Here is a 25,979-nt window from a genome sequence, read left to right as displayed (position 1 = left end):
ATTGTTACCATAGCAAAGATAAATGCTACGCCTATAATTAATTTAAAATTCAGCTTCATTTTATTATAATATTAGTCGTTCGGTTATAGAGTCAAAGGTAGTCTATGAAAGTAAAACGGACAAATAATTAACCTTACAATCGCTTACATCGTCTAAAAAAGTCTAATTTGTAAGCCAATGTAAGTTATTTTGCTATATATTGTTAAGAAGCCTCAGAATGCAAATTGTCTTTTTATAAATTTATTAATACCAATGAATTTCATTATCCACGTAAATAAATGGGCGACAAGACATTTTTCCTGTCTGTACTGTTGGTCTAAGCAGAAATAATGCATATTGAGGTATCTTGTTAAAAATTAATGGTTCGCCATAAAAAGTAGCGGTGTCTAAAAGTTGCCAGCCCTCTTTCCAAAAAAGTAATTCATAGGAGTTACCTTTATCCAATTGTATTTGGTGATAAGGAATGTATCGGACTTCTGATAACTCATAAGTGTCTCCCAAATCGATATCAATATATCCGGTCTCTATACCCAATTTAGAAAAACCTGTACCTGACATTTCGTCTAATACATATTCCGGTTTCTCACCATTCTCTGCTGTATCCATTTGTTGCACGAAATGTACGTTTGATATACGCTTACCGTCTTTTGCAATAAAAGCCAATTCGTTTAATGCTATCGAATGAAAAGGTAATGCCATCCGTACATAACGCCATTTTCTCTTATTGTTCACAATGAGAGTATTTCGATATATTTCTGAATTCTGAGGAAATACGCAAATTGTATCGGCCGACTTAAATTGAAGCGTAATATCACCTGTCAATACAATACCGGCTATTTTTTTATGATGCCAATTATTTCTACGATGAAATGAATCACCGGCATTATGTCTTAACATGATAATTTCTTTATTATCCCCGGTAGCATCAAGTGTTTTTTGTCTACCATCCTGTTTCAATAAGAACGGGGCACTTGCATACACTACATTCCCTTTTCTATAATAAGCCGGTAAATAGACGACATCACGTCCCATTCCTTTAAATACAGCGGTCTTTCCTTTTATTTTAGCCCACTGAACGGGATACCATTGTCCTGTATTAAAGGTACATAAATAAATATACCGCTCATCTTCCGGTATATCTTTCAGAGTAACCGTTACATTAACCGTATCAAAATATTCATGAGATACATCTTTTTTCCTAATATCTCTGAATAATTCAGGGATATTTTCAATATCCATTTTTGTATCTTTCAAAATATCTTCAATATGTGCACCATAGGTTTTACGAAAAACTTTAGATAGCCTGAAACGTCCCCACACATCATCGAATGTTTTATTATTATAGATTCTTTTGTATTTCCATCGATCGGTATCCCAAAATGGCTCAAATGCATACGAATTCCCGTTAACAATCAATACGTTCCAGGAATGAGATTCATTTCTGTTTGCCCACTTCGGAACAAAATCCATAGCCGTGGCCATGCCTAAAGAAGAGAAAAGCGTCACATTAAACCAACAACGATCTTCGCATAGACCATGCCTCATATCTTCCATTTGCCTGATTGTAAAAATTGGAATCTTCGTTCCATAGTAACGGGAATGTGTCACAAAGCTATAAATATATAGCAGAGAATCAGTTTCATTAATAAAATCCTTACCCGATTGAGAAAAGAAATATTCATGATGCTTCTCATAGAAATCAAAACGCTTCTGATCAGATAATACCCCATTCCTTGCTCTATAGGGAAGAATATATTCACAAAAATCTTCGAAAGAACATTCACGTGTATATACATTATCACTCCATGCTTTGAAAGCCATCTCTATTTCATGAATGAGAAACTCAGCTTTTAAAGTTTTTAGGTCAAAATTCTTTTTTCTATTAATCCAGAAATAGGTTTTCGCATTAAATCTCTCCCATATACTATCTACCTTTTCTCCCCATTCATTATTCGTTTCATACTGATAGATTTGAGATAGCGAGTCATACTTCTCACCGAACTCTTTGCAAGCGGCAACTTTCATTGAATCCGGTTCCCAATATCCTATCATATTAGTAATCAGGAAACAAGCAGCTTTCTTTTTCAAAGGTTCATTTTCATAATGTTTCAAAACCTTTTCCAGTTCATTTCTATTATCTTTTGCTATAGATAAAGCTTCCTCCAACCGATTATCTACACAAGAGATAGCGACAAATAATGATAGGACATTCCAGCCTATTACAACAAGCTGTTTTAAAAATTTTATCATTTCATAAAATCTAAAAGAGTAATAGAATGTTTTTTAGAATACACCTCATCCAAAATTTATTATGCCAATATAATAACTAATATAGTACTCTCTAATAACTATGTATGCCCGTATATAATAATCAAATATCTATTCATAAGGCATTAAAATTAAACTGTACAATATGACTCTCCGGCTTATCTGTTAAACCGTAAATCACTCCACGTTTCTCATCAACTGCAAAATCAAAGATAGGAGTATCCAATTGATAATATTAGTTCGGTTATGGAGTTAAAGGTAGTCTATGAAAGCAAAACGAACAAATAATAGACCTTACAATCGCTTACATTATCTGAAAAACTTAATTTGTAAACCAATGTAATCTACTTTATGTACCAATTCACTCTATTTTCAACTGATAAGCTGTTGTTTTTCTTTCCACTTTAATATTAGGGGTAATGTTTGCCAGTTCTGTACGTAAACGGGAAATAGCTGTTTGTAACTTTCCAAAATTTCCGGAACCATCCGGCCAGCCTATTTCAAATATTTCTTTATCAGATAAAGTATGATTAGGCGTTTTTAAAATAGCTTCTAAAAAGGAGTTAGAGAAATACCCTTTTATCGGAAACTCATTTTCTTCTAATACTATACATTTGTTAGAAGCATTATAGCATAAATTATCTTTAAGATAATAAATGCTCAATAGTTTATTTTGGCAAGATGATACTAAAGGTGTCTCTTCAATCTCTGTCCGGTTATTCTTTTGTAAGGATAGCTTTGAAATAAATAATCGGACTCTATATCCTCCACCCATTCCAATACACAGTAAAAAAATGAAAAGAGGAAAATACCAAGTCGTGAACCAGGAAGGAGAGACAATGAAGCCGGTTACTTTGTATTCACTTGCATAACCTATGTAACAGGGTGGTAGTTCATAAAATGAATTGATTAATATGGAATCAGTACTTTTCCACTCTTTTTCTATCGGTTTATCTATACCTCCGGAATAGATGATATGTAAAGTGGCTTTTACTGAAGAATATTTCTCTTTTAAAATCTTTATCCAATAGTATGATAATGAATCAAGAATAAACGGATTATGTGATAAAGTATGAGAGTGATCAATACGTAAATTTCTATTGTCTGCAATATTTTGTTCGTATTGTTCATATTCTATATTGTATTTCTTTTCCCCTTCAACTGACCTGATGTAACAAGGTCTGGGAAAAGAGTCACGAGTAAGTGTTATAGTTCGAACATTTGAACGTATCATCTCATGTGAGCTTCTTTTCTCTAACTCTCTATGTAAAACTTCCTTTAAAGCCCGTTGAGAAAACTCTTTCAGTTTTTTTGTGCTATTATTATATAGGGTATAACTAATTGCCCCGCTAACAACTATGACCAATAAGACATAAATTTCTGCACACCAGAGAGGACGTTTTATTTGTGTCAATATTTTCATTATAGTATCAATTTGACTAAATCCGGTTTTATAAATCAATCTCTTACAAAGATATTATAAAAAAGAAAATAATATACTAATGAACCCAGAAGATTTATACTTGTTGAAATCGTAATTACCTTTTTTTGTCATTTCTTTATAAAAAAGGAAATAAGCATCTGATGATTACTATTCATTCTGACTAAAGCGTTCGTTTTCAGAGGATAATAATATTGGTTGTTTGTACTATGAAAAATGCATTTTAAGTATGTGTTAAATACGTACTTATAGTATATAAAGTATGCATAGTTTTGATACAAAAAGAACGATACTTTGTATCACTAAGAATAGAAGGTTTGATCGTGTGTTAATACTGTTAATTGGGGAAGGGAAAAAAGAATGAGGATCAGCGATCCTGATCCTCATTCTTTACCATGCCTTTGTGTTTTTCCGGCAAAGCACTTTCTACGGCAGCGTAGGCTTCTGCCATTGTCTCTTTTATGTTTTCTATCCCTTTGCCTTTAGGCGGGATAGGATCATGGATTGTCAGGATCATGCGGTGAGGGTGAATCCATTTTCCCGTACGGGGAAGGATTTCAAATGAACCATCTATGGTAACCGGAACCACTGCCAGTTGCAAATCGTCTGCCAACTGAAAAGCTCCTTTCTTGAAGTATCCCATATGTCCCGTGAATGAACGTGCCCCTTCGGGGAATACTACCAGTGACACTCCGTCTTTCAATGAGTTTTTTGCTTGCCGGATGGTTTCAAGTACCTTTTTCGGTCCCGAACGGTCTACGAAGATATGTCCTGCACTTTCGCACGCTTTACCCACGAAAGGAATCTTTCGCAGACTCTTTTTCATCATCCACTTGAAGTTACGTCCCAGAAAACCATAGATGAGGAATATATCAAAAGACCCTTGATGGTTAGGCACAAATATATAAGACGTACGTTTATGTATCTTTTCACGCCCGTGTACTTTTACCGGAATCAGCAGGAACAGACAGATGAGTTGTGACCATATTTTGCCAGGGTAATATCCCCAGAAGTGTGCTCCACCCAGCAGAGAACCTACAGTTGTGACTATGGCTGTGAGAATAGTCAGCACTAATAATATAGGTAATGCAATGCAAATCTGATAAATATAATACAGTATTTTCATAAGCGTTGGATTTTCGGAGGACAAAGATACAGAATCTCTTTCTATTGTTACGTCTCAAAGTGAATAAAAAATCAGCCAATATCCGTAATGCTGGCAGTTATATGTACCATGGTTGGATTTTACATTTTGATTGTATACTAATAGTTAACTTTGAGAGGGACGGTAGAAGCATTCGTGTTTTTCTTGCTATTTTAAATAAAGTTACTGCAGAAGTTTATTATTTTTTATGTATGTTTGCAAACATAATTATAAAAAAACGATGCAAACAAAGCACCTCTTTTGGGTTATTTGATGAAAAAACTACTGAAATATCTATTATTTGTTTTTTGTAACTTACTTTGGGTGAGTAGCACGGATGCTGCTGTCGATATGAAGGAGAATGCTATTTTACAGAAACAAATCATAGAGTCTTTTCGCAATAGTCTTGGTTTTAGTGTGTTGGAGGAAGGAGACAGTACAGTTATTTATAGTGATAGTCTGCTCTCTGTTCTTGAAAACAGTAAACAATATGATGCCTATTTTGAATTGTCCCGCATCATTATAAAATCTCAGGTACTTAAGGGGGAAACCCGGATGGCCATCGCACATAGTGATGTGATGTACTCAAAAGCCAAAGTACAAAATCATTTTTTAGGATTGGCTCTTTCTCTCAGCGCTATTGGTGAGGTGTATGCTGCTGTTGGAAGAAACAAAGAGGCAGGTGATGTTTATGAGCGTTCTTTAGAAATCTTCGAACGACACAAACTGGATGAGGGAATGAAGAAAACGTTGCTTGTGGAGCTGATCGAATATAATATTCGTATGGAGAATACAGGTGCTACTGCAAAATACCTTGGGCTACTGAGCCAGTATTCTACAGGTAAACAATCAGAGTTGGAACTGGATATCCTGCGCATCTTTAATGCTTATTATAAAACTCAAATCTGGAATTTGGAAGAAGCCGGGCAGTACCTGACCGAAGTACGGGAGCATCAGCAGAAACTAATACCCGCCCTTCAGCAGTATTTTATAGTTGCAGAGGCATTTTATCTGAAGAGAATAGGGAAATTAGAAGAAGCATTGAAGGCATACGACCGTTTTTTCAATCTGGAACATGCCAGTGATAATTACGCATTTTATGTCAGTACGATGAAAGGAAAAGCAGAGTTACTGGAAAAGATGGGACAAAAAGAAGAGGCTGCCAGCTTGTACAACACGATCTATTCTTATATAAACTCTGTGTTCAAGGCAAACTACCCTAAAGAAATAGATCAGCTTTGTGCCCGTTTTCAGGCAGACCAGCTGGCTTATCATATTGAGCGTGCCCGTACTCAATCTCTCCGTTATTATGTAATGGCTGTTGTGGGATGTGTATTGATACTGGCACTATTTATTTTTCTTAGCTGGAAGAAGATATTTCATTTGAGGCAATCAAAGAAGAAACTGGAAGATATGAAACTAAAAGCAGAAAATGCCATTCGTAAAAAGAATCTGTTTCTTTCTAACATGAGCCATGAAGTACGTACTCCTCTGAATGCAATTGTTGGCTTCTCTACACTGATGGCATCCGAGGAAATGGAAGTGGATGAGGTTTCCAGAAAGGAATTTTGTGAGATAATCAAGGTTAATTCTTATCAGTTGTTGAAGTTAATCAATGATATTATTGATTTCTCCGATTTTGATGGTGACAATATCAGTATGAATATCAGGGAATATGACGCCGTGAAGATTTGCCATGAAGTAATAGATACAGTTGCCGCTTCTTATCGGTTACAAGTTGAGCTACGCTTTGATACTCCGCTGAAATCTCTGATGATAGATACCGATGACTCCCGGCTGCGGCAGGTACTCATCAATCTGATAGTGAATGCAACGAAGTTCACTTCCGAAGGCTCTATTGTCTTGCGGCTGGAACGATGGGACGATGACCGTAATATGGCTCTGTTTTCCGTGACGGATACAGGATGTGGTATTCCGATAGAGAAGCAGAAACTTATTTTCGAACGGTTTGAGAAACTGAATGATTTTGTACAAGGTACTGGATTGGGACTTTCTATCTGTCTGTTGATTATGAAGAGGTTCAAAGGCCGGATATGGATTGATGAAAGTTATACGAAGGGAGCGCGTTTCTGTTTTGTACATCCACTGAAAAGCGGAGCCGACTTATATACCGCAGGTTTATGAAAAGGTTGATATTTGTCTTATATATTACTCTTCTGCCATTGACCTTGTTTGCCGAAAATGATGCAAAGATAGTTTACCGTGACAGTATCTTGGCTGTGGCAGAACGTATACTTTCGGATACCGGCAGGATCTCTTATCTTCAGAAGACGGCTTATTGTCATCAATATCTTCCTTATAATAAGTATTTTGCAGCAGCCCTTTATGAGGAAGCAAAACTTCGAAAGAATCTCTTTTATGAAAATGAAGGAGCTTATTATATGGCCGGCTATTATGATAAAAAACACGATCCGGATAGTCTGGAGTACTGGGTAGGGCAACTGAAAGAACTTGCTTCCCAGGCAGGAGAATATGACTATTATCTGGAACGGAAAGCAGCCCTCAGTCGTGCACTGGCTTCTAAAAGGTTGATAGAAAAGGCGGTATATGTAGCCAAAGAAGTGTTGGACGAAGCTATTGAACGTAAGAGCAATAATGGGAAAATTGCCGCATACAATAGTCTGGGATGTGCTTATTCCGTATCTAGTCGTCATGAGCAGGGACTGGAGGTGCTTTTGAAAGCATATCGGGAGTTTACTCCTGATACAAAGCCCTTTCTGAAAGTAGATGTGCTTTCGCGTATCGCTCAGGTGTATGGGAGTAGAGGAGATGATAAATCAAGAATGGTTTATTTACGTAAAATGAAAAGTCTTCTGCAGGAAGTGATGACAAACGAACCGGAAGCACGGGATAATTGGACCGATCTGGCAATAGATTGTGAAGTGAAGCATGTGTTGCATTATATGGATCAAAAAGATTTTGAACAGGCTCAATTATATATTGAACGTGCACAAGCTTTGCTCAGTCCACATGTCGATTCGGTGTTCTGGCTGAATATACAGCTCATACGTCTCCAATATTTTTCGCGTACAAAAGAGTATGATAAGAGCATTGCTTTAGTGGATGAAGTTACTCCGATTGTATTGAAAAGTTATGTCTCTACATTTGGCAATCTGATCAGCCATAAAGCAGGCACCCAGCAGCGTAAGGGGGATATAGACGGAGCACTTGAAACGTGGCGTTATCTGATATGGGCACAAGACTCGCTGAATAATGCTTTTACTGCCAATGAGTTGCAGCAGGTAAAAGAGATTTATCATATAGATGAACTTCTTTTAGAGAAGCAGAAGATACGGAATACGAATTACATATGGGTGTTCGGTACATTGCTTGTACTCTCAATATTGGCTCTTTTGTTTTATATCTACACGCACTTCCTTTCCGGCAAGATAGCTTTGGCTGAACGGGCGGCAGCCGAAGCGGCAGCCCATTCCGAAGCGGATAACATGGCAAAAGAACGCTTGAAGATGGAAATTAGCCACGATGTTCGTACTCCATTAAATGCGGTAGTGGGGTTTGCAGAACTGTTGTCTGAATCCGAAGAACTTGACAAAGAAAGTAAACTGAGTTATGGGAAGATTATTCAGGAGAATGCAGAACAGTTATTAGGATACGTGAATAATATATTGGAGCTTTCACGGCTCGAATCCGGAAAGATACAGTATGAACAGGAACAGGTAGAGGCCATTTTGTTGTGTCGGAATATCATTCGGCTTGTCAATAGCCAGGAGCCCGGGGAGGATAGGATTGTTCTGAAAACAACTCTTGAAAGCCAGATGATTTGTACGGATAAGAAATGGCTGGTGTCATTGTTGCGCGGAGCATTGGCTCGTGGGGATGACAATATGGGTTGTGAGACAACTGTTTACATTGAGTGGGGCGGAGAAGCAGACGTACTGGTTTTCCGTATAGTAGGCACTTCACTGGCACAAGAGAACCTGAAAGACAAAAAGATATTGATCCGTAATGAGATTAATTCCCATTTTATTCGTTACTTTGGCGGTACTTATACAGTAAGTGCAGAAGCGGATGAAGGCCCGACAGTCATTTTTACTTGTCCGTTGTCTGCACCGGGTAATTGATTTATAATGTAGATATTTTGAATGATACGTATATTGCATACAGCCGACTGGCATCTGGGACAGACCTTTTTCGGTTATGACAGGGTGGAGGAGCATACGCACTTTCTCCAATGGTTGGCCCGTGAGTTAAAAGAAAACAAGATTGATGTATTATTGATTGCGGGAGATATTTTTGATGTTTCCAATCCTTCCGCAGCATCCCAGCACATGTTTTATCGTTTTATCCGTCAGGTGACGGAAGAGAATCCGAAGTTGCAACTGGTAGTTGTGGCAGGCAATCATGATTCTGCTGCACGTCTTGAAGCACCCTTACCTTTGTTGCAGGAGATGCGTACGGAGATTAGAGGTATTGTCCGGAGACATGAAGGAGAGATTGATTATGATCATTTGATTGTAGAGTTAAAGAATAGTGAAGGAGAAGTAGAAGCCCTCTGTCTGGCGGTTCCTTTTTTGCGGCAGGGAGATTATCCGGTTGTTACAACAGATGGTAACCCGTATGCCGAAGGTGTGAAAGAACTTTATGCCCGATTGCAAGAACGGGCGCTGCAACGGCGTAAAGACGGACAGGCTCTTGTGGCAGTGGGACATTTGCAAGCCACAGGGTCAGAAATTGCCGAACGTGATTTCAGTGAACGAACCATCATCGGAGGGTTGGAGTGTGTCTCTCCGGATGCTTTTACAGAGCAGATTGCTTATACAGCCTTGGGGCATATACACAAGTCTCAACGAGTGTCGGGCAGGGAGAATGTACGCTATGCCGGTAGCCCTTTGCCGATGTCTTTTGCAGAGAGGGAGTACCATCATGGAGTAGTGATAGTGACTCTTGCAGAAGGGTGGGCGGTAGAGATTGAGAAGCGGGAATACATTCCGCTGGTAGGTCTTTTGAGTGTACCGCGAGGAAAGGCTGCTACTCCCGAAGAGGTTTTGGAGGAGCTTGCACATTTGCCGTTGGCTTCGGAAGAGGCAGAGGGAGAACAAACAGAGAGAAGTTTACATTTTCCTTATTTAGAAATAAAAGTCCTTTTGACAGAACCGGAACCAATGCTTCGTCAACAAATAGAAGAGGCAATTGCCGATAAGGCGGTTCGCTTGGCACGCATCGTATCTGTTTATCGGCAGGCAGAAGAGAATACCCTGGAAGAAGAGGTGTTAGCTGCCGGACTTCAGGAAATGAATCCGTTACAGATCGTGAAAGCGACTTTTGAAAATATATATCAATCTGAGATGCCGGAAGAACTGGAACGTTTGTTTCAGCAGGCGATGAGGGAGGCGGAATGAAAATACTAACAATACGACTTAAGAATCTGGCTTCTATCGAAGGGACTTTCGAGGTGGACTTCACTGTTGAACCTCTTCGGTCAGCTGGTATATTTGCAATTTCCGGTCCTACGGGAGCCGGGAAATCTACGATATTAGATGCTTTGTGTTTAGCTCTTTATGATAAGACACCCCGTTTCGCTGCTTCGGGAGAGAGTCTTTTTCTTTCGGATGTAGGAGAGAATCAGGTGAATCAGTCTGATGTAAAAAACATTCTTCGCCGTGGGACGGGAGAAGGATTTGCGGAGGTTGATTTTCTGGGGGCGACCGGACGGCGTTACCGTTCCCGTTGGTCTGTCCGGCGGGCACGCAGTAAGGCCACGGGTTCTTTACAACCTCAGACGCTTCAGGTTACTGATCTGGATAAGGAAGAGGATTTGCAGGGTACAAAGACTGAACTTCTGGCGCAACTGGTTTCTCTGGTTGGGCTTACCTACGAGCAGTTTACCCGTACGGTGTTGCTTGCCCAAAACGATTTTGCCACTTTTCTGAAATCCCGTGAATCCGCCAAAGCCGAATTATTGGAGAAACTCACGGGTACTGAGATTTATTCCCGCATATCACGAGAGATATACACTCGTAGTAAAGCGGCTGATGAAGCAATGAATCTTCTCAAAAACAGTATCAGCCTTATCGAACTTCTCCCGGAAGATGAATTACAAAATCTGCAAAAGGAGAAAGAACGATTGATTCAACTTCGCACTACAGGAACGAAGCGGCTTGCCGAGTTGAATGCACAATTCAATATTGTCCGTTCTCTTGTGGTGAAACAAGAACAACTCGCTAAAAAGCGGCAGGAGGAATCTGTAGAAACAGAAAAACTAAAGAAACTCCACGAAGGTCTGCTTGCACAGACTGGGTATCTTGCTCATTTTCGGGAACAGTGGGAAGCCCTGCAACCCGAATTACTGAAAGCACGTGAACTGGATGTTCGCCTGCAAAGTTTGCAAACTGATTACAAGCAATCTCAACAAACTCTGCAACTCACGCAGAAACAGGTTGCTGATCTTGAGAAAAGACATCGCGTCAGTAGAGAGGCACTGAGCGCTTCTTGTAGTGCTATTAATCGTCTTTTGAAGAGTGAGGATGCATTCAATCCGTCTCTGTCCACAGATCTGGATCGGATAGAGCATATTCTCGTCCGCGAAGAGCAGCAATTAGTTCTTCTTCAAAAGGAAAATGACGACCGTGTTTCCCGGCTTAATGCTTTTGGTATCCAGTCTGTAGGTGAGGAGCAGAATAAACTTTTGCAAGAACAATCCCGCTTGCAACATGCTTTACAAGCCAGTATATTGCTGAATCAGTTGCGTGAAAAACAGAAAGTAATATCTTCAGAGCTTGATACTTTAACTCGGCAATTGCTTGCCAAACAGGAGCAAACTGCCTCTTTGCAACGGCTTTACGAGAATGCCCGTATGGCTATGGGGAAAGATGTAGTGGCTTTGCGTCATGATCTGCGAGAGGGCGAAGCTTGTCCCGTTTGTGGCAGCCTTTCACACCCTTACGGGCAAGACAGAGAAATGGCAGACACGCTTTACCACTCCATAGAAAAAGAATACCGTATAGCTGTTGATGCTCATAAACAGCTCAATGACCGTTGTATAGCTCTTCAACGCGATGTTCGTAATATCATTGCCCAGGAGAAAACTCAGGAAGAGGTACTTGCTGCTTATTCTGAAACAGAACGTACTCCGGAACATTTTGATACTTGTCTGCAAACATTGCGACAACGCTTACAGGAACTGGAGGGTAGAATAAACCAGTATCAGCAACTATATGCAGAATGGCAGCAAAAGGATGAAGGATTGAAGAAGTTGCGCCACCATTGTGAATCGCTCCGTGAGGGAATCACCCGGTCCCGGTTATTGATGCAGCAAGCTGCTGCTATAGCCGAACAATTGGCCATGGTACAACAAACGGAAACGACACAACGCACCCATTTTAAAACAGTCAGTGAGCAGTTGCAGCAGTTACAGCAACAGCGTGCCACCCTTCTGAAAGGAAAACCGGCGGATGAAGCAGAGGCCGTGGTACGCCGTAAAGAGAAGGAGCTGAATGATGTGTTGGAATCGGCCCGTAAATCGGTGGAACAGGTGCAAACCAAACTCTCAGGTATACAGGGAGAGCTAAAACAACTGTCCCGGAATATTCTTGAACTGAGTGAGCAACAAAAACAGATTGAGAATCCTGAAACATTGTCCGAAGCAATTGCTGCCTGCCAGTCTGCCAATCAGGAAACAGAGCGTCGGCTATCGACAGTAGAAGCCTGTTTGTTGCAGCAAGAGCAAAACAAGAAAAAACTGAAAGAGATAGAAGCTGAATGGAAAGAAAAACAGGCTGTTGCCGAGCAATGGGGGAAACTGAATAAACTGATTGGCAGTGCTGACGGAACAAAGTTTAAAGTAATTGCCCAGAGCTACACTCTCAACCTCTTGCTACTTCATGCCAACAAGCACTTATCTTATTTATCAAAGAGATATAAGCTCCAGCAAGTTTCCGGAACACTGGCTTTACAAGTTATCGACTGCGATATGTGTGATGAAGTGCGTACAGTTTATTCTCTTTCCGGAGGTGAATCTTTTCTTATTTCTCTGGCATTGGCACTGGGGCTTTCATCCCTGTCGAGCAACAATCTGAAAGTGGAATCTCTTTTTATTGACGAAGGTTTCGGATCACTGGATGCCGATAGTTTGCGCACTGCTATGGAAGCATTGGAACAGTTGCAAATGCAGGGACGAAAGATTGGAGTCATTTCTCATGTGCAGGAGATGAGCGAACGCATCTCCGTGCAGATACAACTACATAAATCGGTAAACGGGAAGAGTGAAATAGTGATTAGTTCAGTGTAATAACCGTTATTTCGGGCCATGCGCCGAAGCGGAAAGGCAATCCGACAAATCCCAACCCTACGTTTACGTACAGGTTTCGCCCCTCTTCAGAATACATTCCGCTCCATTCCGGATAGACAAAAGAGGAAGGGGAATGGTGTCCCAATGCCATTTGCATGGCATGTGTATGTCCTGCCAGCATCAGGTCTATTTGGGATTGGGGCAATACTTCCCGCCGCCAATGTGTGGGGTTATGGCTCAACAATAGCTGAAACATACCTTCGGTTCCCTGCATTGCCTTGGTCAGATCACCATGTTGTGAGAAAGGCGGTTCGCCTTCGTTTTCTACTCCAATCAGGGCGATACTGTCATTGCCCTGATGCAGGATAACATGCTCATTGTTCAGCAATTTCCAGCCCATTTCTGCCTCACGTTTTTTCAGATCGGCGAGATTCTCGACTTGCGCACGTTGGCTCTCCCACTTGTGATAAGGTCCATAATCGTGGTTTCCCAAGATAGAGTAAACACCATTTTTGGCACGTAATCCGGATAGGATTTGCTGAAATCCGTCCAACTCTTTCGCTTGATTATTCACCAGGTCTCCGGTGAAAACAATCAAGTCCGGATGCTGGGCATTGACGAGATCAACCATACGTTGCAGTGCCCGCGCATTTCCTTCCCAACTACCTATATGTATATCTGATAGTTGAACGATACGATATCCTTTAAAAGCTGGTGGCAGTTTAGAGGAGTAATAGGCAACTTCTTTCACTTCAAACTGAGTTTTACCAATCAGGGAGCCGTACAGAATAACTCCTGCATTGATTGCGGCAAGCACTAATCCGGCATATACAAACGGTGTTTTAGGCCAGTGCAACAGGTAATTGAACGGAAGTCCGATAACTGAACACAACATAAAGTTCAATTTGGGTAATGCGAACAGGAACAATACAACGGCAAACCAGCCGATCCCCCGCATGTGCTGACTTACGAAGTCTTCGGGAGTAAAGAATGTGAGGTAGATAAGTCCTGCTAACAGGAAGAAGGTGGGAGCCCAATAAAGCACTTTTAAGACCGGATGTACCATTTGTCGTGCGATAAACATCTGGTAGATATAGATGTCCGGTAAAATAACTATTAGTGTTAGAAAAATAAAAATTCGTTGTAACATATGTATGATTATTGTTTTTGATACGAAAGTCTCCTCCGTTTTAATAAACAGAGAAGACTTTACTTTGTTAGAGAAAATAGAGAGAGTATGGTTTAAGTTAATTATTATCTTTCAGTTCTTTTAACTCTCCGAGATTTTTCTTTATCTCGCGGAGCCGGTTCAGATTTTTACGATATATCCAAAGCGGGATAATGATGCATACGGTCCATATAATGAAAAAGAAAATGATCATTCCGGTACCGTGTTGCCACACCTCCCGATAGAAGAAAAAGAATACGGCCATGAATAAAATGAAACCTATTCCTATCATCCGTTCACGAATCACCCATCGGTGAATGCGGTTGAAACGGGATATAACGGTCACAAGTGGTAATTCATCTATTGAGGTATTACTCAAATAACGGGAGCTAAACAAGTCCCATCCCAAAGCTGGTAGCAATGCTATCAGGATAATCTGATAATAAATATCCGGAAATACGCCATCGTATATGAACGTAAACAGGAGTAGTGCGATAATTGTCAGTGAAATGATACGTAGTCTTTTGTTAAGTCGACTCATTTCGTTGATGTTTTTCGTCGCATGATTAATGAGCTGGGATATTTCTTCATCTTTGACCAGCTTCTTATCTTTCAGATGTTCGTCCAGTGCATTCCATGATTTCTTAAGTTCATCCAGTTCCATCTATTATTCCTCCTTCTTCATTTTTTTAAGTTTGTCTTTAATTCGGCTCAGTTTGGTTGCCACATTTGTCACGGTAAGCCCAGTGATTTCGGCCATTTCTTCATAGCTTTTTTCTTCGAGATAAAGCAGAATGATAGATTTATCGAGTTGCCCCAGTTGGTTTATCATCCGGTACAATTGCCTTAGCATTTCCTGGAGTGGGTCATTGTCTTCGGTCATCCAGTCGGCTTCGCGGCTCAGCGTTACAAACTCCGGTACGTTTTTTTCTTTGCGGATAAAGCTGATACAAGTATTTAGTGCAATGCGGTATATCCAGGTTGATATTTTGCATTCCCTCCGAAATTTTGGATAAGCTCTCCAAAGATTGAGCACCACATCCTGGTAGAGATCATTGAGCGTAGCATTGGGAGTAGTATAAAGGTAACACACCTTATATATAACCCGTTCATACTCCCGGATGACCGATAGGAATTCCTGTTCTACACTTTCGTTGACTTGCGTGGCTTTTGAATCCATTGGCTTTTTTCTCGATTGCTTTTTAGATTGTTAGTCGTTGGGGGATAAGAAAAATCACAGCGAGATGTGCAAAGATAGGAAGTATTTTTATGAATGTTAGAATATATGCCTTTTATATTTTGATGGCAAACTTAGTATTTTAACAGTGACTTAAAATGCATATTAACAGTGCGTTAAATACGTACTTTTGTAGTATCAAAGTACGTACTTTCTTATGGCTTGATTATCAGCCTTATTCAACTAATCCTGTAAATTTGCTGCCAGGAACTTTCGCATTTCTTCTACTGATTTTCCCCGGCGGGTTGCGTAATTCAGTAACTGGTCTTCTCCGATTTTGCCGACAGAGAAGTATTCGGAAGCAGGATGTGCAAACATCAAACCACAGACAGAGGCATGCGGATACATGGCCCCGTTTTCTGTAAGTGATATACCGATCTGCCTCATATCTAAAAGCTCGTTGAGCAGAAAGTTTATTGACTGATCGGGGAGGGAAGGGTAGCCTACAGCCGGGCGAATGCCTTGATACTTTTCTACGAGCAATTCGGGGATGGTCAGATTCTCTTCTTTGGCATATCCCCAGACTTCTTTGCGCACATATTCGTGCATCTTTTCTGTTGCAGCTTCTGCAAGGCGGTCGGAGAGGGTTTGTACAAGGAGGTGTTTATATGGATCTTTTTCATAAAGCCCTTCCATATCTGCATCGATTGTGGAGGCAAAAGCACCCACAGTGTCGGTTATGCCAGATGACAAGGGGCGGACAAAATCACTCAGGCAAAGGAATGGACCTCCTTCGCGTTTTTTAGCTTGCTGGCGAAGCAGGGGAAAAGTAATGCCGTCCAGTATCAGGTTGTCATCCTGCGAATTTGCCTGGCAGAGCTTAAAGATTGTTTTTACTCCAAAATCTTCGTCCAGTAAGTTCAGCATCCGATTGGCTTCTTTGAGGAGTTGCATAGCTTCCGATGCCTTCGGGCGTTCTTCTTCCGGAAATGATGTTAACCAGGAAGCACGGCAAACGTCGCACCCATGTATATCGGCTATCGCAGCAAAACGGGGTTGAAAGCCCCATGCATGAAAGAAGTAGATCCAATTGATATAGGGACTGACTTCGTGAATTTTATATGATACTATTGTTGACAAGTTTTTAATAATAAATGGTCGGTGAATAGTGATTAGTGAGTAGTGATAAGTGATTAGTACCATGCGGATCACAGCGCAGCTACTAATCACTAACCGTTTATCACTAATTTCTAAATCTCAATTCCTGTCCACGATAATTTTCGTCTACCGTTCCATCGGAATATAACAAATGTCCGTTGGCAAAAGTTTTTTCAACCTTCCAGCGGAAAGTATGTCCCTCTAACGGACTCCATTGGCATTTGCTAAGAATACACTCTTTATTTACAGTCCATTCGCTATTGGGGCGAACGAGTACCAGGTCGGCCTGATTGCCTGTCCGTATGTAGCCACGATTATGTATCTCGTATATTTCGGCAGGGGCATGGCACATTTTTTCTACTACCTTTTCAAGGGTAAATATGCCTTCATCTACCAGTTCTAACATACTTACAAGGGAGAATTGTATCATAGGCATGCCGGATGCTGCTTTTAAGGCACCTCCTTCTTTATCGGAGATCAGATGAGGAGCGTGGTCAGTGGCAATTGAATCAATAAGTCCGGAGTTTACAGCATCGCGCAGCGCATTTCGCTCTTTCTTTTTGATAGCAGGATTACACTTGATACGTGTGCCCAGTTCCTGATAGTCACTGGAAGCAAATAGCAGATGGGCAACGCATGCTTCGGCCGTGATTCGTTTCTCTGATAATGGAATGTTCTCGAACAGTTGCAACTCTTTGGAAGTAGAGATGTGCAGTATATGCAGACGGGCATCGGCTATACGCGCCAGACGAACAGCAAGCTCGGAAGACTGATAACAGGCTTCCGACGAACGGATATTGGGATGATACTTTAACGGTACATCGCCATCTACTCCGTATTTTTCCAGATATTTGACTGTGTTGTCTTTGATGATAGATTGATCTTCACAGTGGGTGGCAATCAGCAGATCGGTTCCGTTGAATATATTCAGCAGACTGGCCATCTTGTCCACCAGCATATTGCCGGTACTCGAACCCATGAATAGCTTAACACCGCATACACGGTGCTTATCCAGTTGTTCGAGCAGAGGATAGTTGTTGTTGGTAGCGCCAAAATAACAGGAGTAGTTTACAGAACACTTTTCAGCCAGATGGTCGAGCTTGGCGTTCAGGGCATCCAGCGTTGTTGTTTGCGGACTGGTATTGGGCATATCCATGATAGATGTTACTCCGCCGGCGGCTGCTGCCCGGCTTTCGGTGGTGATATCTGCTTTGTGAGTTAATCCCGGATCACGGAAATGAACATGACCGTCGATAACTCCGGGTAGTAGATAGCATCCTGTTGCATCGATTATTTCGTCACAAGGAACGGCAGATTCCTGATTCTCAACCAATATTTCCGCTATCTTTTCTCCTTCTATAATCACCGAACCAGGTACTTGAAGCCCTTCGTTTACAATGATTGCATTCTTTATAAGTGTTCTTTTCATCTGAAATCTACAATTTTAAATTACCCATTAGACTTAGTCGCTCACTGTTTGTTGTTTCCCACTTTTTGGGGATACTTATGAAACCAACTGTTTAGTTTCAGCTTGATTACTCCAAATACAGCTTCGCCAAAAATACTACCGTTCATTTTGGAGGTACCCAGTTCCCGGTTGATAAAGATGACAGGTACTTCGATTATTTTGAATCCGCATTTATAAGCCGTAAACTTCATTTCTATCTGAAAGGCGTATCCTTTAAACCGGATATTGTCCAGGTCTATGGTTTGGAGTACACAACGTCGGTAACATTTGAACCCGGCAGTGGTATCGTGTACCGGTATTCCGGTTATGAACCGGACATATTTGGATGCGAAATACGACATAAGAACACGTCCCATAGGCCAGTTTACTACATTTACTCCACTGACATAACGCGAACCGATTGCCACATCGCCTCCTTCTTCTGCACAGGCTTTGTACAAGCGGGGCAGATCTTGCGGATTGTGACTAAAGTCGGCATCCATCTCGAAGATATATTCATAATGGCGGGCAAGTGCCCATTTAAAACCTGCAATATAAGCAGTCCCCAATCCGAGTTTACCTTTGCGCTCCACCATGAACAGACGTTCGGGGAACTCCTCTTGCAATTTTTTCACGATGGCGGCTGTTCCATCCGGCGAGCCGTCTTCGATGATGAGAATATGAAACTCTTTTTCCAGCCCGAAAACAGCACGGATAATATTCTCTATATTTTCCCGCTCGTTGTAGGTTGGTATGATAACAATGCTGTCCGATGGTGTGTGCATAATCGTATCTGTATTTGCAGACAAATGTAACGCTTTTCCGTTACTTACCGAAAATAGTGTATCAAAACTAAGGATAATTTAGTACTTTTGCGAGGATTTTCACCACGGAGAGCACAATTATCTTACAAGGGTTCTATTTTTTTCTTAAAACTCAGTGGGACTCTTTGGCTCTTTTGGCGAGTTAAAAACAGGAACAATGACTATCACCGAACTGCAACAACAATACGCCTTTCATCCCAACGTGACTGTTATGTGTCAATTGCTGAAAGACGTTTCTGTAAATCATATTTTTTGTGGAGGATTGTGCGCTTCTTCTGCTTCGCTTTTTTCATCAGCGTTGATACAGAAAAGTCCGTCTCCTTTTGTGTTTATTCTGGGCGATCTGGAGGAAGCCGGTTATTTTTATCATGACCTGACACAGGTGTTGGGAGGGGAGCAAGTGCTTTTTTTCCCTTCTTCTTTTCGTCGTGCCATCAAGTATGGTCAGAAGGATGCAGCCAATGAGATACTCCGTACCGAGGTGCTCAGCCGTTTGCAGAAAGGAGAAAAGGGCTTGTGCATTGTTACCTATCCCGATGCATTGGCGGAGAAAGTTGTTTCGCAGGAAGAACTGGACGACAAAACTCTTAAGCTGAATGTAGGTGAGCATGTTGACTCCGGTTTTATCACGGAGGTGTTGCATAGCTACGGTTTCGAATATGTAGATTATGTCTATGAACCGGGACAATATGCTGTACGTGGTAGTATCATTGACGTTTTTTCTTTTGCGTCGGAGTATCCCTATCGTGTCGATTTCTTCGGAGACGAAGTAGAGAGTATCCGCACATTTGAGGTCGATACACAGCTGTCGCGTGAGAAGAAAAATAGCATTGTTATCGTTCCTGATCTGGCGCTGGCAGGGGCAATGTCTTCTTCATTCCTTGATTTTATTCCGAAAGATACGATATTGGCCATGCGTGATTTTCTTTGGTTGCGCGAACGTATTCAGACTGTTCATGATGAGGCATTGACTCCGCAGGCACTTGCAGTGCAGGAAGCCGAAGAGAATGGGGGGATTAAGCTTGAAGGGAAATTAATTGATGGTGCCGAATTTACCGTTCGCGCTCTTGATTTCCGAAGGATGGAGTTTGGCAACAGGCCCACCGGAACACCGGATGCTACGATTGAGTTTGAGACAACGGCACAACCTATTTTTCATAAGAACTTCGATCTGGTAGCCGCTTCTTTCAGAGAATATCGTGAGAAGGGGTATTCGCTTTATATCTGTAGTGACAGCAGGAAACAGACTGAACGCATACGGGCTATTTTTGAAGATAGAGGTGACGAGATACCTTTTATTGCAGTAGAGCGTACTTTGCACGAAGGGTTTGCCGATGATGCCCTGCGTCTGTGTATCTTTACAGATCATCAGTTGTTCGACCGTTTTCATAAATACAACCTTAAAAGTGATAAAGCCCGTTCGGGAAAAGTAGCTCTTTCGCTGAAAGAACTTAACCAGTTTACCCCCGGTGACTATGTGGTGCATACCGATCACGGGGTGGGGCGTTTTTCAGGATTGGTACGTATCCCTAACGGTGATACCACTCAGGAAGTCATGAAATTGGTGTATCAGAACGAGGATGTGGTTTTTGTGTCTATCCATTCGTTGCACAAAGTATCGAAGTACAAAGGTAAAGAGGGAGAAGCTCCCCGCTTGAATAAACTGGGTACGGGTGCTTGGGAGAAACTAAAGGAACGTACTAAAACCAAGATTAAAGATATTGCCCGCGATTTGATTCTGCTTTATTCAAAGCGCCGTGAGGAAAAGGGATTTGCCTATAGTCCCGATAGCTTTCTGCAGCGTGAGTTGGAGGCTTCTTTTATTTATGAAGATACGCCCGACCAGAGTAAGGCTACTGCCGAGGTGAAGGCAGATATGGAACGTGATCGCCCGATGGATCGTCTTGTTTGTGGGGATGTGGGTTTTGGAAAGACAGAAGTGGCTATCCGCGCCGCCTTTAAGGCAGTGGCCGATAATAAACAGGTGGCAGTACTGGTACCTACTACCGTGTTGGCTTATCAGCACTTTCAAACCTTTCGCGAACGACTGAAAGGACTCCCCTGTAAAGTGGAGTATCTGAGCCGTGCCCGTACTGCCGCACAAACAAAAGCGGTACTTAAAGGACTTAAAGAAGGAGAAGTGGGTATCCTTATCGGTACGCACCGTATCCTGGGTAAGGATGTGCATTTCAAAGATCTCGGTCTGCTGATTATTGACGAAGAACAGAAGTTTGGTGTATCTGTAAAGGAGAAACTACGCCAACTGAAAGTGAACGTAGATACGCTGACTATGACGGCAACGCCTATCCCGCGCACGCTCCAGTTTTCGCTGATGGGAGCACGTGATCTGAGCGTGATATCTACCCCGCCGCCCAACCGTTATCCTATACAAACGGAACTGCATACTTTTAATGAAGAGATCATAACCGATGCTATTAATTTCGAAATGAGCCGCAACGGGCAGGTATTCTTTGTAAACAACCGTATAGCGAATCTGCCGGAACTGAAAGCTATGATACAACGGCATATTCCGGATTGCCGCATCGCTATCGGACACGGGCAAATGGAGCCTGCCGATCTGGAGCAGATTATCCTCGACTTTGTAAATTATGACTATGATGTGTTGCTTGCCACTACGATTATCGAGAGTGGAATTGACATCCCTAATGCCAATACCATCATCATAAACCAGGCGCAGAATTTTGGTTTGAGTGATCTTCACCAGATGCGCGGGCGCGTGGGACGTAGCAACAAGAAGGCATTCTGTTACCTGCTTGCCCCTCCGCTTTCGTCACTTACTCCTGAGGGGAGGAGACGATTGCAGGCTATCGAAAATTTCTCCGATCTGGGGAGCGGCATCCACATTGCCATGCAGGATCTTGATATCCGTGGTGCAGGAAATATGCTGGGGGCGGAGCAAAGTGGTTTCATTGCCGACTTAGGATATGAGACGTATCAGAAAATCCTTTCAGAGGCCGTGTATGAGTTGAAGACAGACGAGTTTGCCGAGTTGTATGCCAACGAGATAAAAGGTGAAGGAGCTGTCAGTGGCGAGCAGTTTGTGGATGAGTGCCAGGTGGAGAGCGATCTTGAATTGTTGTTACCTGCCAATTATGTCACAGGAAGTAGTGAACGCATGTTGCTGTATCGCGAGTTGGACGGTTTGACTCTGGACAAAGATGTGGAGGCTTTTCGTTCGCGGCTTGAAGACCGTTTTGGCCCTGTGCCTTCCGAGACGGAGGAACTGCTTCGTATCGTTCCGCTTCGTCGCCTTGCAGCCCGTCTGGGAGCGGAAAAGGTATTCCTTAAAGCAGGACGTATGACGTTGTTTTTCGTATCCAATCCGGACAGCCCGTTCTATCAGAGCCAGGCTTTTGGTAAGGTGATAGATTATATGATGAAGTACACCCGCCGTTGCGATTTGCGCGAACAGAACGGACGCCGTTCGATGGTAATAAAAGATATCCCGAATGTAGAGACTGCCGTGAGTATATTGCAGGAAATGGTGGCTTTACCGGTGAAACAGGAAGAATAAACCTACCCGTGTCTGTGTGCCTTGTAGAGTCTGTTTGCAGAGTACGCCTTACCTGTTTGTAGGCAAGGCGTACTCTCCATGCAGGCAAGGCGTGTACTGCAAGCAGCATAGTATGATACTGTATTCTATCTCTTTCCGTACAGTTTGTCTATCAGGTCCTGGCGTCCGATGCGCCGCAATTCGTTGATGATATTCCGGCGTTCTTCCGGTTTGTACCAGAAGAAGAACTGGCGTTGTGCCAGTTTCTCTCGTTGTGTTTTGGCACTGAATATCGGTTCCAGTGTATAGGGGTGGAATCCGGTATACCATGCTTCTGTTGCAACGGTCATCGGGGTAGGGGTGAAGTCCTGTACTTGCTCCAGATGAAAGTCCAGTCGTTTGGTGATGATGGCCAATTCAGCCATGTCCTCTTCCTTGCAGCCCGGATGGCTGGAGATGAAGTAAGGAATGAGTTGCTGTCGCAGGTTTTTCTCGGTGTTGATGCGGTCGAATATCTTTTTAAACTCTCCGAACTGGCTGAACGAGGGCTTGCGCATAATATTGAGAACGCGGTCGCTGGTATGTTCCGGTGCAACTTTCAGTCGTCCGCTAACATGCTTCTCGATCAGTTCGCGGGTATATTCATTGGTACTGCGATTTACTGCAGGGTCTTTACTTTGATGCAGTAGCAGGTCATAGCGTACCCCGCTACCGATAAATGATTTCTTAATGCCCGGCAGTGCATCTACTGCATGATAGATATCAAGCAGGGGACGGTGGTCTGTATTCAGATTCGGACATATTTTGGGATGGATACATGACGGGCGTTTACACTTCCGGCAGACTGTTTCGTCTTTTCCTCCCATCTTATACATATTGGCCGAAGGACCTCCCAAATCACTAAGATAGCCTTTGAAGTCCGGCAATTGCATCACCTCTTTTACTTCTTTGAGAATGGAATCCTTGCTGCGGCTTACGATGAATTTGCCCTGGTGTGCCGAAATGGTGCAAAAGGCACAACCTCCGAAGCATCCCCGGTGGATGTTTACCGAGAACTTAATCATATCATAGGCGGGGATACGCTTTCCTTTATACTTGGGATGTGGCAGGCGGGTATAGGGTAGGTTGAACGAGTGGTCCAGTTCCTCCTGCGTCATGGGCGGATAGGGCGGATTGACTACTACAACCTGTTTTCCTACAACTTGCAGGATACGCGCAGAGGCATATTTATTCGACTCCTCTTCGATGTGGCGGAAGTTAGCGGCCTGCTTTTTCTTGTCTTTCAGGCATTCTTCGTGCGAGTAAAGTTCGATATCATCTTCTGCACGGGTTACGTCTTCCGTATTGTTTCGTAAATAAGCTGTTTGCAGTAGGTCGGTCGGCATCTCATGGGTGGTTTGCAGTCGTTTGCAAAGGTCGGCAATAGGCTTCTCTCCCATGCCATAGATGAGCAGGTCGGCACCACTGTCACACAGGATACTTTTCTGTATTTTATCCTGCCAATAGTCATAATGACTCAACCGGCGCAAGCTTGCTTCGATGCCACCCAGTACAACGGGAACATCCGGGTATAGCTTTTTCAGTATCTGGCTGTATACAATCGAAGGGTATTCGGGACGCATATCCGGGCGTCCGTCCGGAGTATAGGCATCTTCACTGCGAAGGCGTTTATTGGCAGTATATTTGTTTACCATAGAATCCATACATCCTGCCGAAATGCCAAAGAACAGACGGGGGCGTCCCAGCTTCTTAAAGTCGCGCAGATCATCGCGCCAGTTAGGTTGGGGGATAATGGCTACCCGCAATCCCTGTGCTTCGAGAATGCGGCCAATCACAGCCGGCCCGAAGGAGGGGTGGTCTACATAGGCATCTCCACTGAACAGGATGACATCGAGTTCATCCCATCCGCGCAGTTCTACTTCTTTCTTGGTAGTGGGCAGCCAGTCGGTAAGTCGGTATTCTTTCATGCTGCAAAGATACGGATAATTTATAACTGCACATTTATTTTATGTGAAAGGATTCCATAAATCGGGTGACGGCAGGGTAGTTCGTTCTTACTCCACGTTGCAGTGCGGCCATCAGAATATATATCTTGCGATTTTTTAAAAACATGTGATAAAGGAGGGTCTCGGTTGTATTACCACTTTGTACCGTAATGGCTATTCCTTGTAGATTGCCTCCTTGGATTTCTTCTTTCTTTATTAACTTCCCGTTAGAAGTACTTACCATCGAGTGAACGAAATGCTGCAATAATAAATTCACCGTTTCGGCTGACATCGTTTCTGGAATGGTTTCTGAAAGAAGTGCCTCTGATAGTTTATAATAACTCACTGAGTCTTCATATTGATACATCTTGATGGTTTCTTCCTCTTCGCCAATCCAGATAGTTACCTCTTTTTCTTTTTGGGGAGTTGGGGCATATGCTTCTATTGCATATATCATTTCGGGTTCCGGATTATCTATTTTATATACTTCGGGTGGATAAGGAAAAAGGATATTACAACTTAAACTATCAAGACTGATTTTCTGTATCTCTTTGATATAGTTGTCGATATAAAAACTCTGAATAAACTTTAGGCATTCGTAGTTGAATTCCTGGTCTTTTTTACAATGTATCTCTGAGGTATATACCTTGTTCTTGCTATATCCAATAAAGAAAAGAATGTATTCTCCATTGATATTTTTCAAAGTATATTGTGTAATAGGAACTCCCCCTTTGGGAAAAATATTCTTGTCCATGAGTTCCAGATTGCTTCCATACAGCTTCTGGGTGATAAGTTGCATCTCCTTCTTTTCTGCATATCCAGAATCAGATGGGTTTGTTGTTTCCCAGATACTGATGAGGTAAGATTTATTGGGATGTTCTTCTTCCTCTACTATATTTTCAAAACGATAGTTCTTTTCCTCACCGTCTAATTTAGTAGTGGCTGTGGGTTGTTGGTAAAAAGAGGCACTAATTCCTAATTTCTCTATCTGAATAGTATGCCACTCTCTATCATCCTGCGCTTTTATGGTAACGGATGTAATGAAGGAGAACAAAGTTAATAGACAAGTCAGTGATTTCGTGTGTTTCATAGATAGATCGTTAAGATTGAATTAATGCATTGATAAAGCAGAAAATGAACCAGCCACATATGGTAACTTTTAGTACAGTACCCATTAAGAATCCCACAAAAGCTCCAAATCCGGCTTTGAGGGCGTGATGTGTCTCTTTCCCTCCTAATAACTCTCCTATAAATGCTCCGGCAAACGGACCGATGATAACACCCCAGGGAGGAAACAGGAAAAGTCCTGCGAAAGTACCGATAATACAACCCCAGTTACCCCAACTGGTGCCACCAAACCGTTTCACCCCGAACATCGGGATAAAATAATCGAGCACCTGAATAGCTACGACAAGCAGCAGCCACAAGAAAAGCTGAGTTATTGTGAATTGTACTTTGTCGGTGAAGTGAAGCAATACCAAAGCCATATAGGCGATGGGCGGACCTGGAAGCATCGGGACGATGCACCCTATCAGTCCTGCCAACAGGCAGATGCTTCCTATGATAATGAGGAGAATATCCATC

At 42.3% G+C, this 25,979-nt stretch carries 17 protein-coding genes; 5 read left to right on the top strand and 12 right to left on the bottom strand.

Annotation, left to right across the window (positions count from 1 at the left end; translation table 11 throughout):
• Positions 1 to 243 precede the first annotated feature (243 nt).
• The 3 genes from VCM39_RS14090 to VCM39_RS14080 all read right to left on the bottom strand — a co-directional run bounded on the left by VCM39_RS14090 (position 244) and on the right by VCM39_RS14080 (position 4,835).
• A complete protein-coding gene (locus VCM39_RS14090; protein WP_322933678.1) occupies positions 244 to 2,250 on the bottom strand; it encodes a hypothetical protein in 2,007 nt (668 codons plus the stop codon).
• Between the two features lie 379 nt (positions 2,251 to 2,629).
• Positions 2,630 to 3,691 (bottom strand): hypothetical protein, encoded by a 1,062-nt coding sequence (locus VCM39_RS14085; RefSeq protein ID WP_322933679.1) that lies wholly within the window; start codon positions 3,689 to 3,691, stop codon positions 2,630 to 2,632.
• Positions 3,692 to 4,076: 385 nt separating this feature from the next.
• The gene (locus VCM39_RS14080; protein ID WP_322933680.1) at positions 4,077 to 4,835 is read right to left on the bottom strand and encodes a lysophospholipid acyltransferase family protein; all 759 of its coding nucleotides are present in this window, start codon (positions 4,833 to 4,835) and stop codon (positions 4,077 to 4,079) included.
• A gap of 291 nt (positions 4,836 to 5,126) precedes the next feature.
• On the opposite strand from VCM39_RS14080, the gene VCM39_RS14075 reads away from it, so the two are divergent.
• The 4 genes from VCM39_RS14075 to VCM39_RS14060 are packed head-to-tail and all read left to right on the top strand — an operon-like array spanning position 5,127 to position 13,122.
• Positions 5,127 to 6,998, top strand: a complete 1,872-nt coding sequence (locus VCM39_RS14075) for a HAMP domain-containing sensor histidine kinase (protein ID WP_322933681.1) — start codon at positions 5,127 to 5,129, stop codon at positions 6,996 to 6,998.
• The gene (locus VCM39_RS14070) at positions 6,995 to 8,956 is read left to right on the top strand and encodes a HAMP domain-containing sensor histidine kinase (protein WP_322933682.1); all 1,962 of its coding nucleotides are present in this window, start codon (positions 6,995 to 6,997) and stop codon (positions 8,954 to 8,956) included. Before VCM39_RS14075 ends, VCM39_RS14070 begins: the two co-directional genes overlap by 4 nt.
• Before the next feature lie 21 nt (positions 8,957 to 8,977).
• Positions 8,978 to 10,234 carry an exonuclease SbcCD subunit D gene (locus VCM39_RS14065; RefSeq protein ID WP_221648807.1) on the top strand — a complete coding sequence of 419 codons (1,257 nt, stop codon included), beginning with the start codon at positions 8,978 to 8,980 and terminating at the stop codon, positions 10,232 to 10,234.
• Entirely contained in the window at positions 10,231 to 13,122 is a 2,892-nt protein-coding gene (locus VCM39_RS14060) for an AAA family ATPase (protein ID WP_322933683.1), read from the top strand. The genes VCM39_RS14065 and VCM39_RS14060 overlap by 4 nt, the downstream gene beginning before the upstream one ends.
• Here the strand turns inward: VCM39_RS14060 and VCM39_RS14055 are convergent.
• The 6 genes from VCM39_RS14055 to VCM39_RS14030 all read right to left on the bottom strand — a co-directional run bounded on the left by VCM39_RS14055 (position 13,109) and on the right by VCM39_RS14030 (position 18,857).
• Positions 13,109 to 14,272 carry a metallophosphoesterase gene (locus VCM39_RS14055; protein WP_322933684.1) on the bottom strand — a complete coding sequence of 388 codons (1,164 nt, stop codon included), beginning with the start codon at positions 14,270 to 14,272 and terminating at the stop codon, positions 13,109 to 13,111. The genes VCM39_RS14060 and VCM39_RS14055 overlap by 14 nt on opposite strands.
• A gap of 97 nt (positions 14,273 to 14,369) precedes the next feature.
• A complete protein-coding gene (locus tag VCM39_RS14050) occupies positions 14,370 to 14,954 on the bottom strand; it encodes a hypothetical protein (protein ID WP_002561747.1) in 585 nt (194 codons plus the stop codon).
• Positions 14,955 to 14,957: 3 nt separating this feature from the next.
• Positions 14,958 to 15,470, bottom strand: coding sequence for an RNA polymerase sigma factor (locus VCM39_RS14045; protein ID WP_002561746.1), 513 nt, complete (start codon positions 15,468 to 15,470; stop codon positions 14,958 to 14,960).
• A 240-nt stretch (positions 15,471 to 15,710) separates the two neighbouring features.
• The gene (locus VCM39_RS14040) at positions 15,711 to 16,607 is read right to left on the bottom strand and encodes a vitamin B12 dependent-methionine synthase activation domain-containing protein (RefSeq protein WP_322933685.1); all 897 of its coding nucleotides are present in this window, start codon (positions 16,605 to 16,607) and stop codon (positions 15,711 to 15,713) included.
• 103 nt (positions 16,608 to 16,710) lie between these two features.
• On the bottom strand, positions 16,711 to 18,054 hold the full coding sequence (locus tag VCM39_RS14035; RefSeq protein WP_221648803.1) for a dihydroorotase: 1,344 nt from the start codon (positions 18,052 to 18,054) through the stop codon (positions 16,711 to 16,713).
• Between the two features lie 41 nt (positions 18,055 to 18,095).
• Positions 18,096 to 18,857, bottom strand: a complete 762-nt coding sequence (locus VCM39_RS14030; RefSeq protein ID WP_221648802.1) for a polyprenol monophosphomannose synthase — start codon at positions 18,855 to 18,857, stop codon at positions 18,096 to 18,098.
• 196 nt (positions 18,858 to 19,053) lie between these two features.
• On the opposite strand from VCM39_RS14030, the gene mfd reads away from it, so the two are divergent.
• Positions 19,054 to 22,431 carry a transcription-repair coupling factor gene (gene mfd / locus VCM39_RS14025; RefSeq protein WP_289294007.1) on the top strand — a complete coding sequence of 1,126 codons (3,378 nt, stop codon included), beginning with the start codon at positions 19,054 to 19,056 and terminating at the stop codon, positions 22,429 to 22,431.
• Between the two features lie 125 nt (positions 22,432 to 22,556).
• Here the strand turns inward: mfd and VCM39_RS14020 are convergent, their stop codons facing one another.
• The 3 genes from VCM39_RS14020 to VCM39_RS14010 are packed head-to-tail and all read right to left on the bottom strand — an operon-like array spanning position 22,557 to position 25,978.
• Positions 22,557 to 24,377, bottom strand: coding sequence for a YgiQ family radical SAM protein (locus VCM39_RS14020; RefSeq protein ID WP_322933686.1), 1,821 nt, complete (start codon positions 24,375 to 24,377; stop codon positions 22,557 to 22,559).
• Between the two features lie 34 nt (positions 24,378 to 24,411).
• Entirely contained in the window at positions 24,412 to 25,485 is a 1,074-nt protein-coding gene (locus tag VCM39_RS14015) for a hypothetical protein (RefSeq protein WP_322933687.1), read from the bottom strand.
• A 10-nt stretch (positions 25,486 to 25,495) separates the two neighbouring features.
• On the bottom strand, positions 25,496 to 25,978 hold the full coding sequence (locus VCM39_RS14010) for a DUF456 domain-containing protein (protein WP_221648798.1): 483 nt from the start codon (positions 25,976 to 25,978) through the stop codon (positions 25,496 to 25,498).
• Between the last annotated feature and the right edge of the window lies 1 nt (position 25,979).

Source organism: Bacteroides mucinivorans, from assembly GCF_034654355.2.
GTDB classification, from domain to species: Bacteria; Bacteroidota; Bacteroidia; order Bacteroidales; family Bacteroidaceae; genus Bacteroides; species Bacteroides nordii.
The sequence above is the reverse complement of the archived record's forward strand: the minus strand, read 5'-3'. Positions and strand labels throughout refer to the sequence as shown.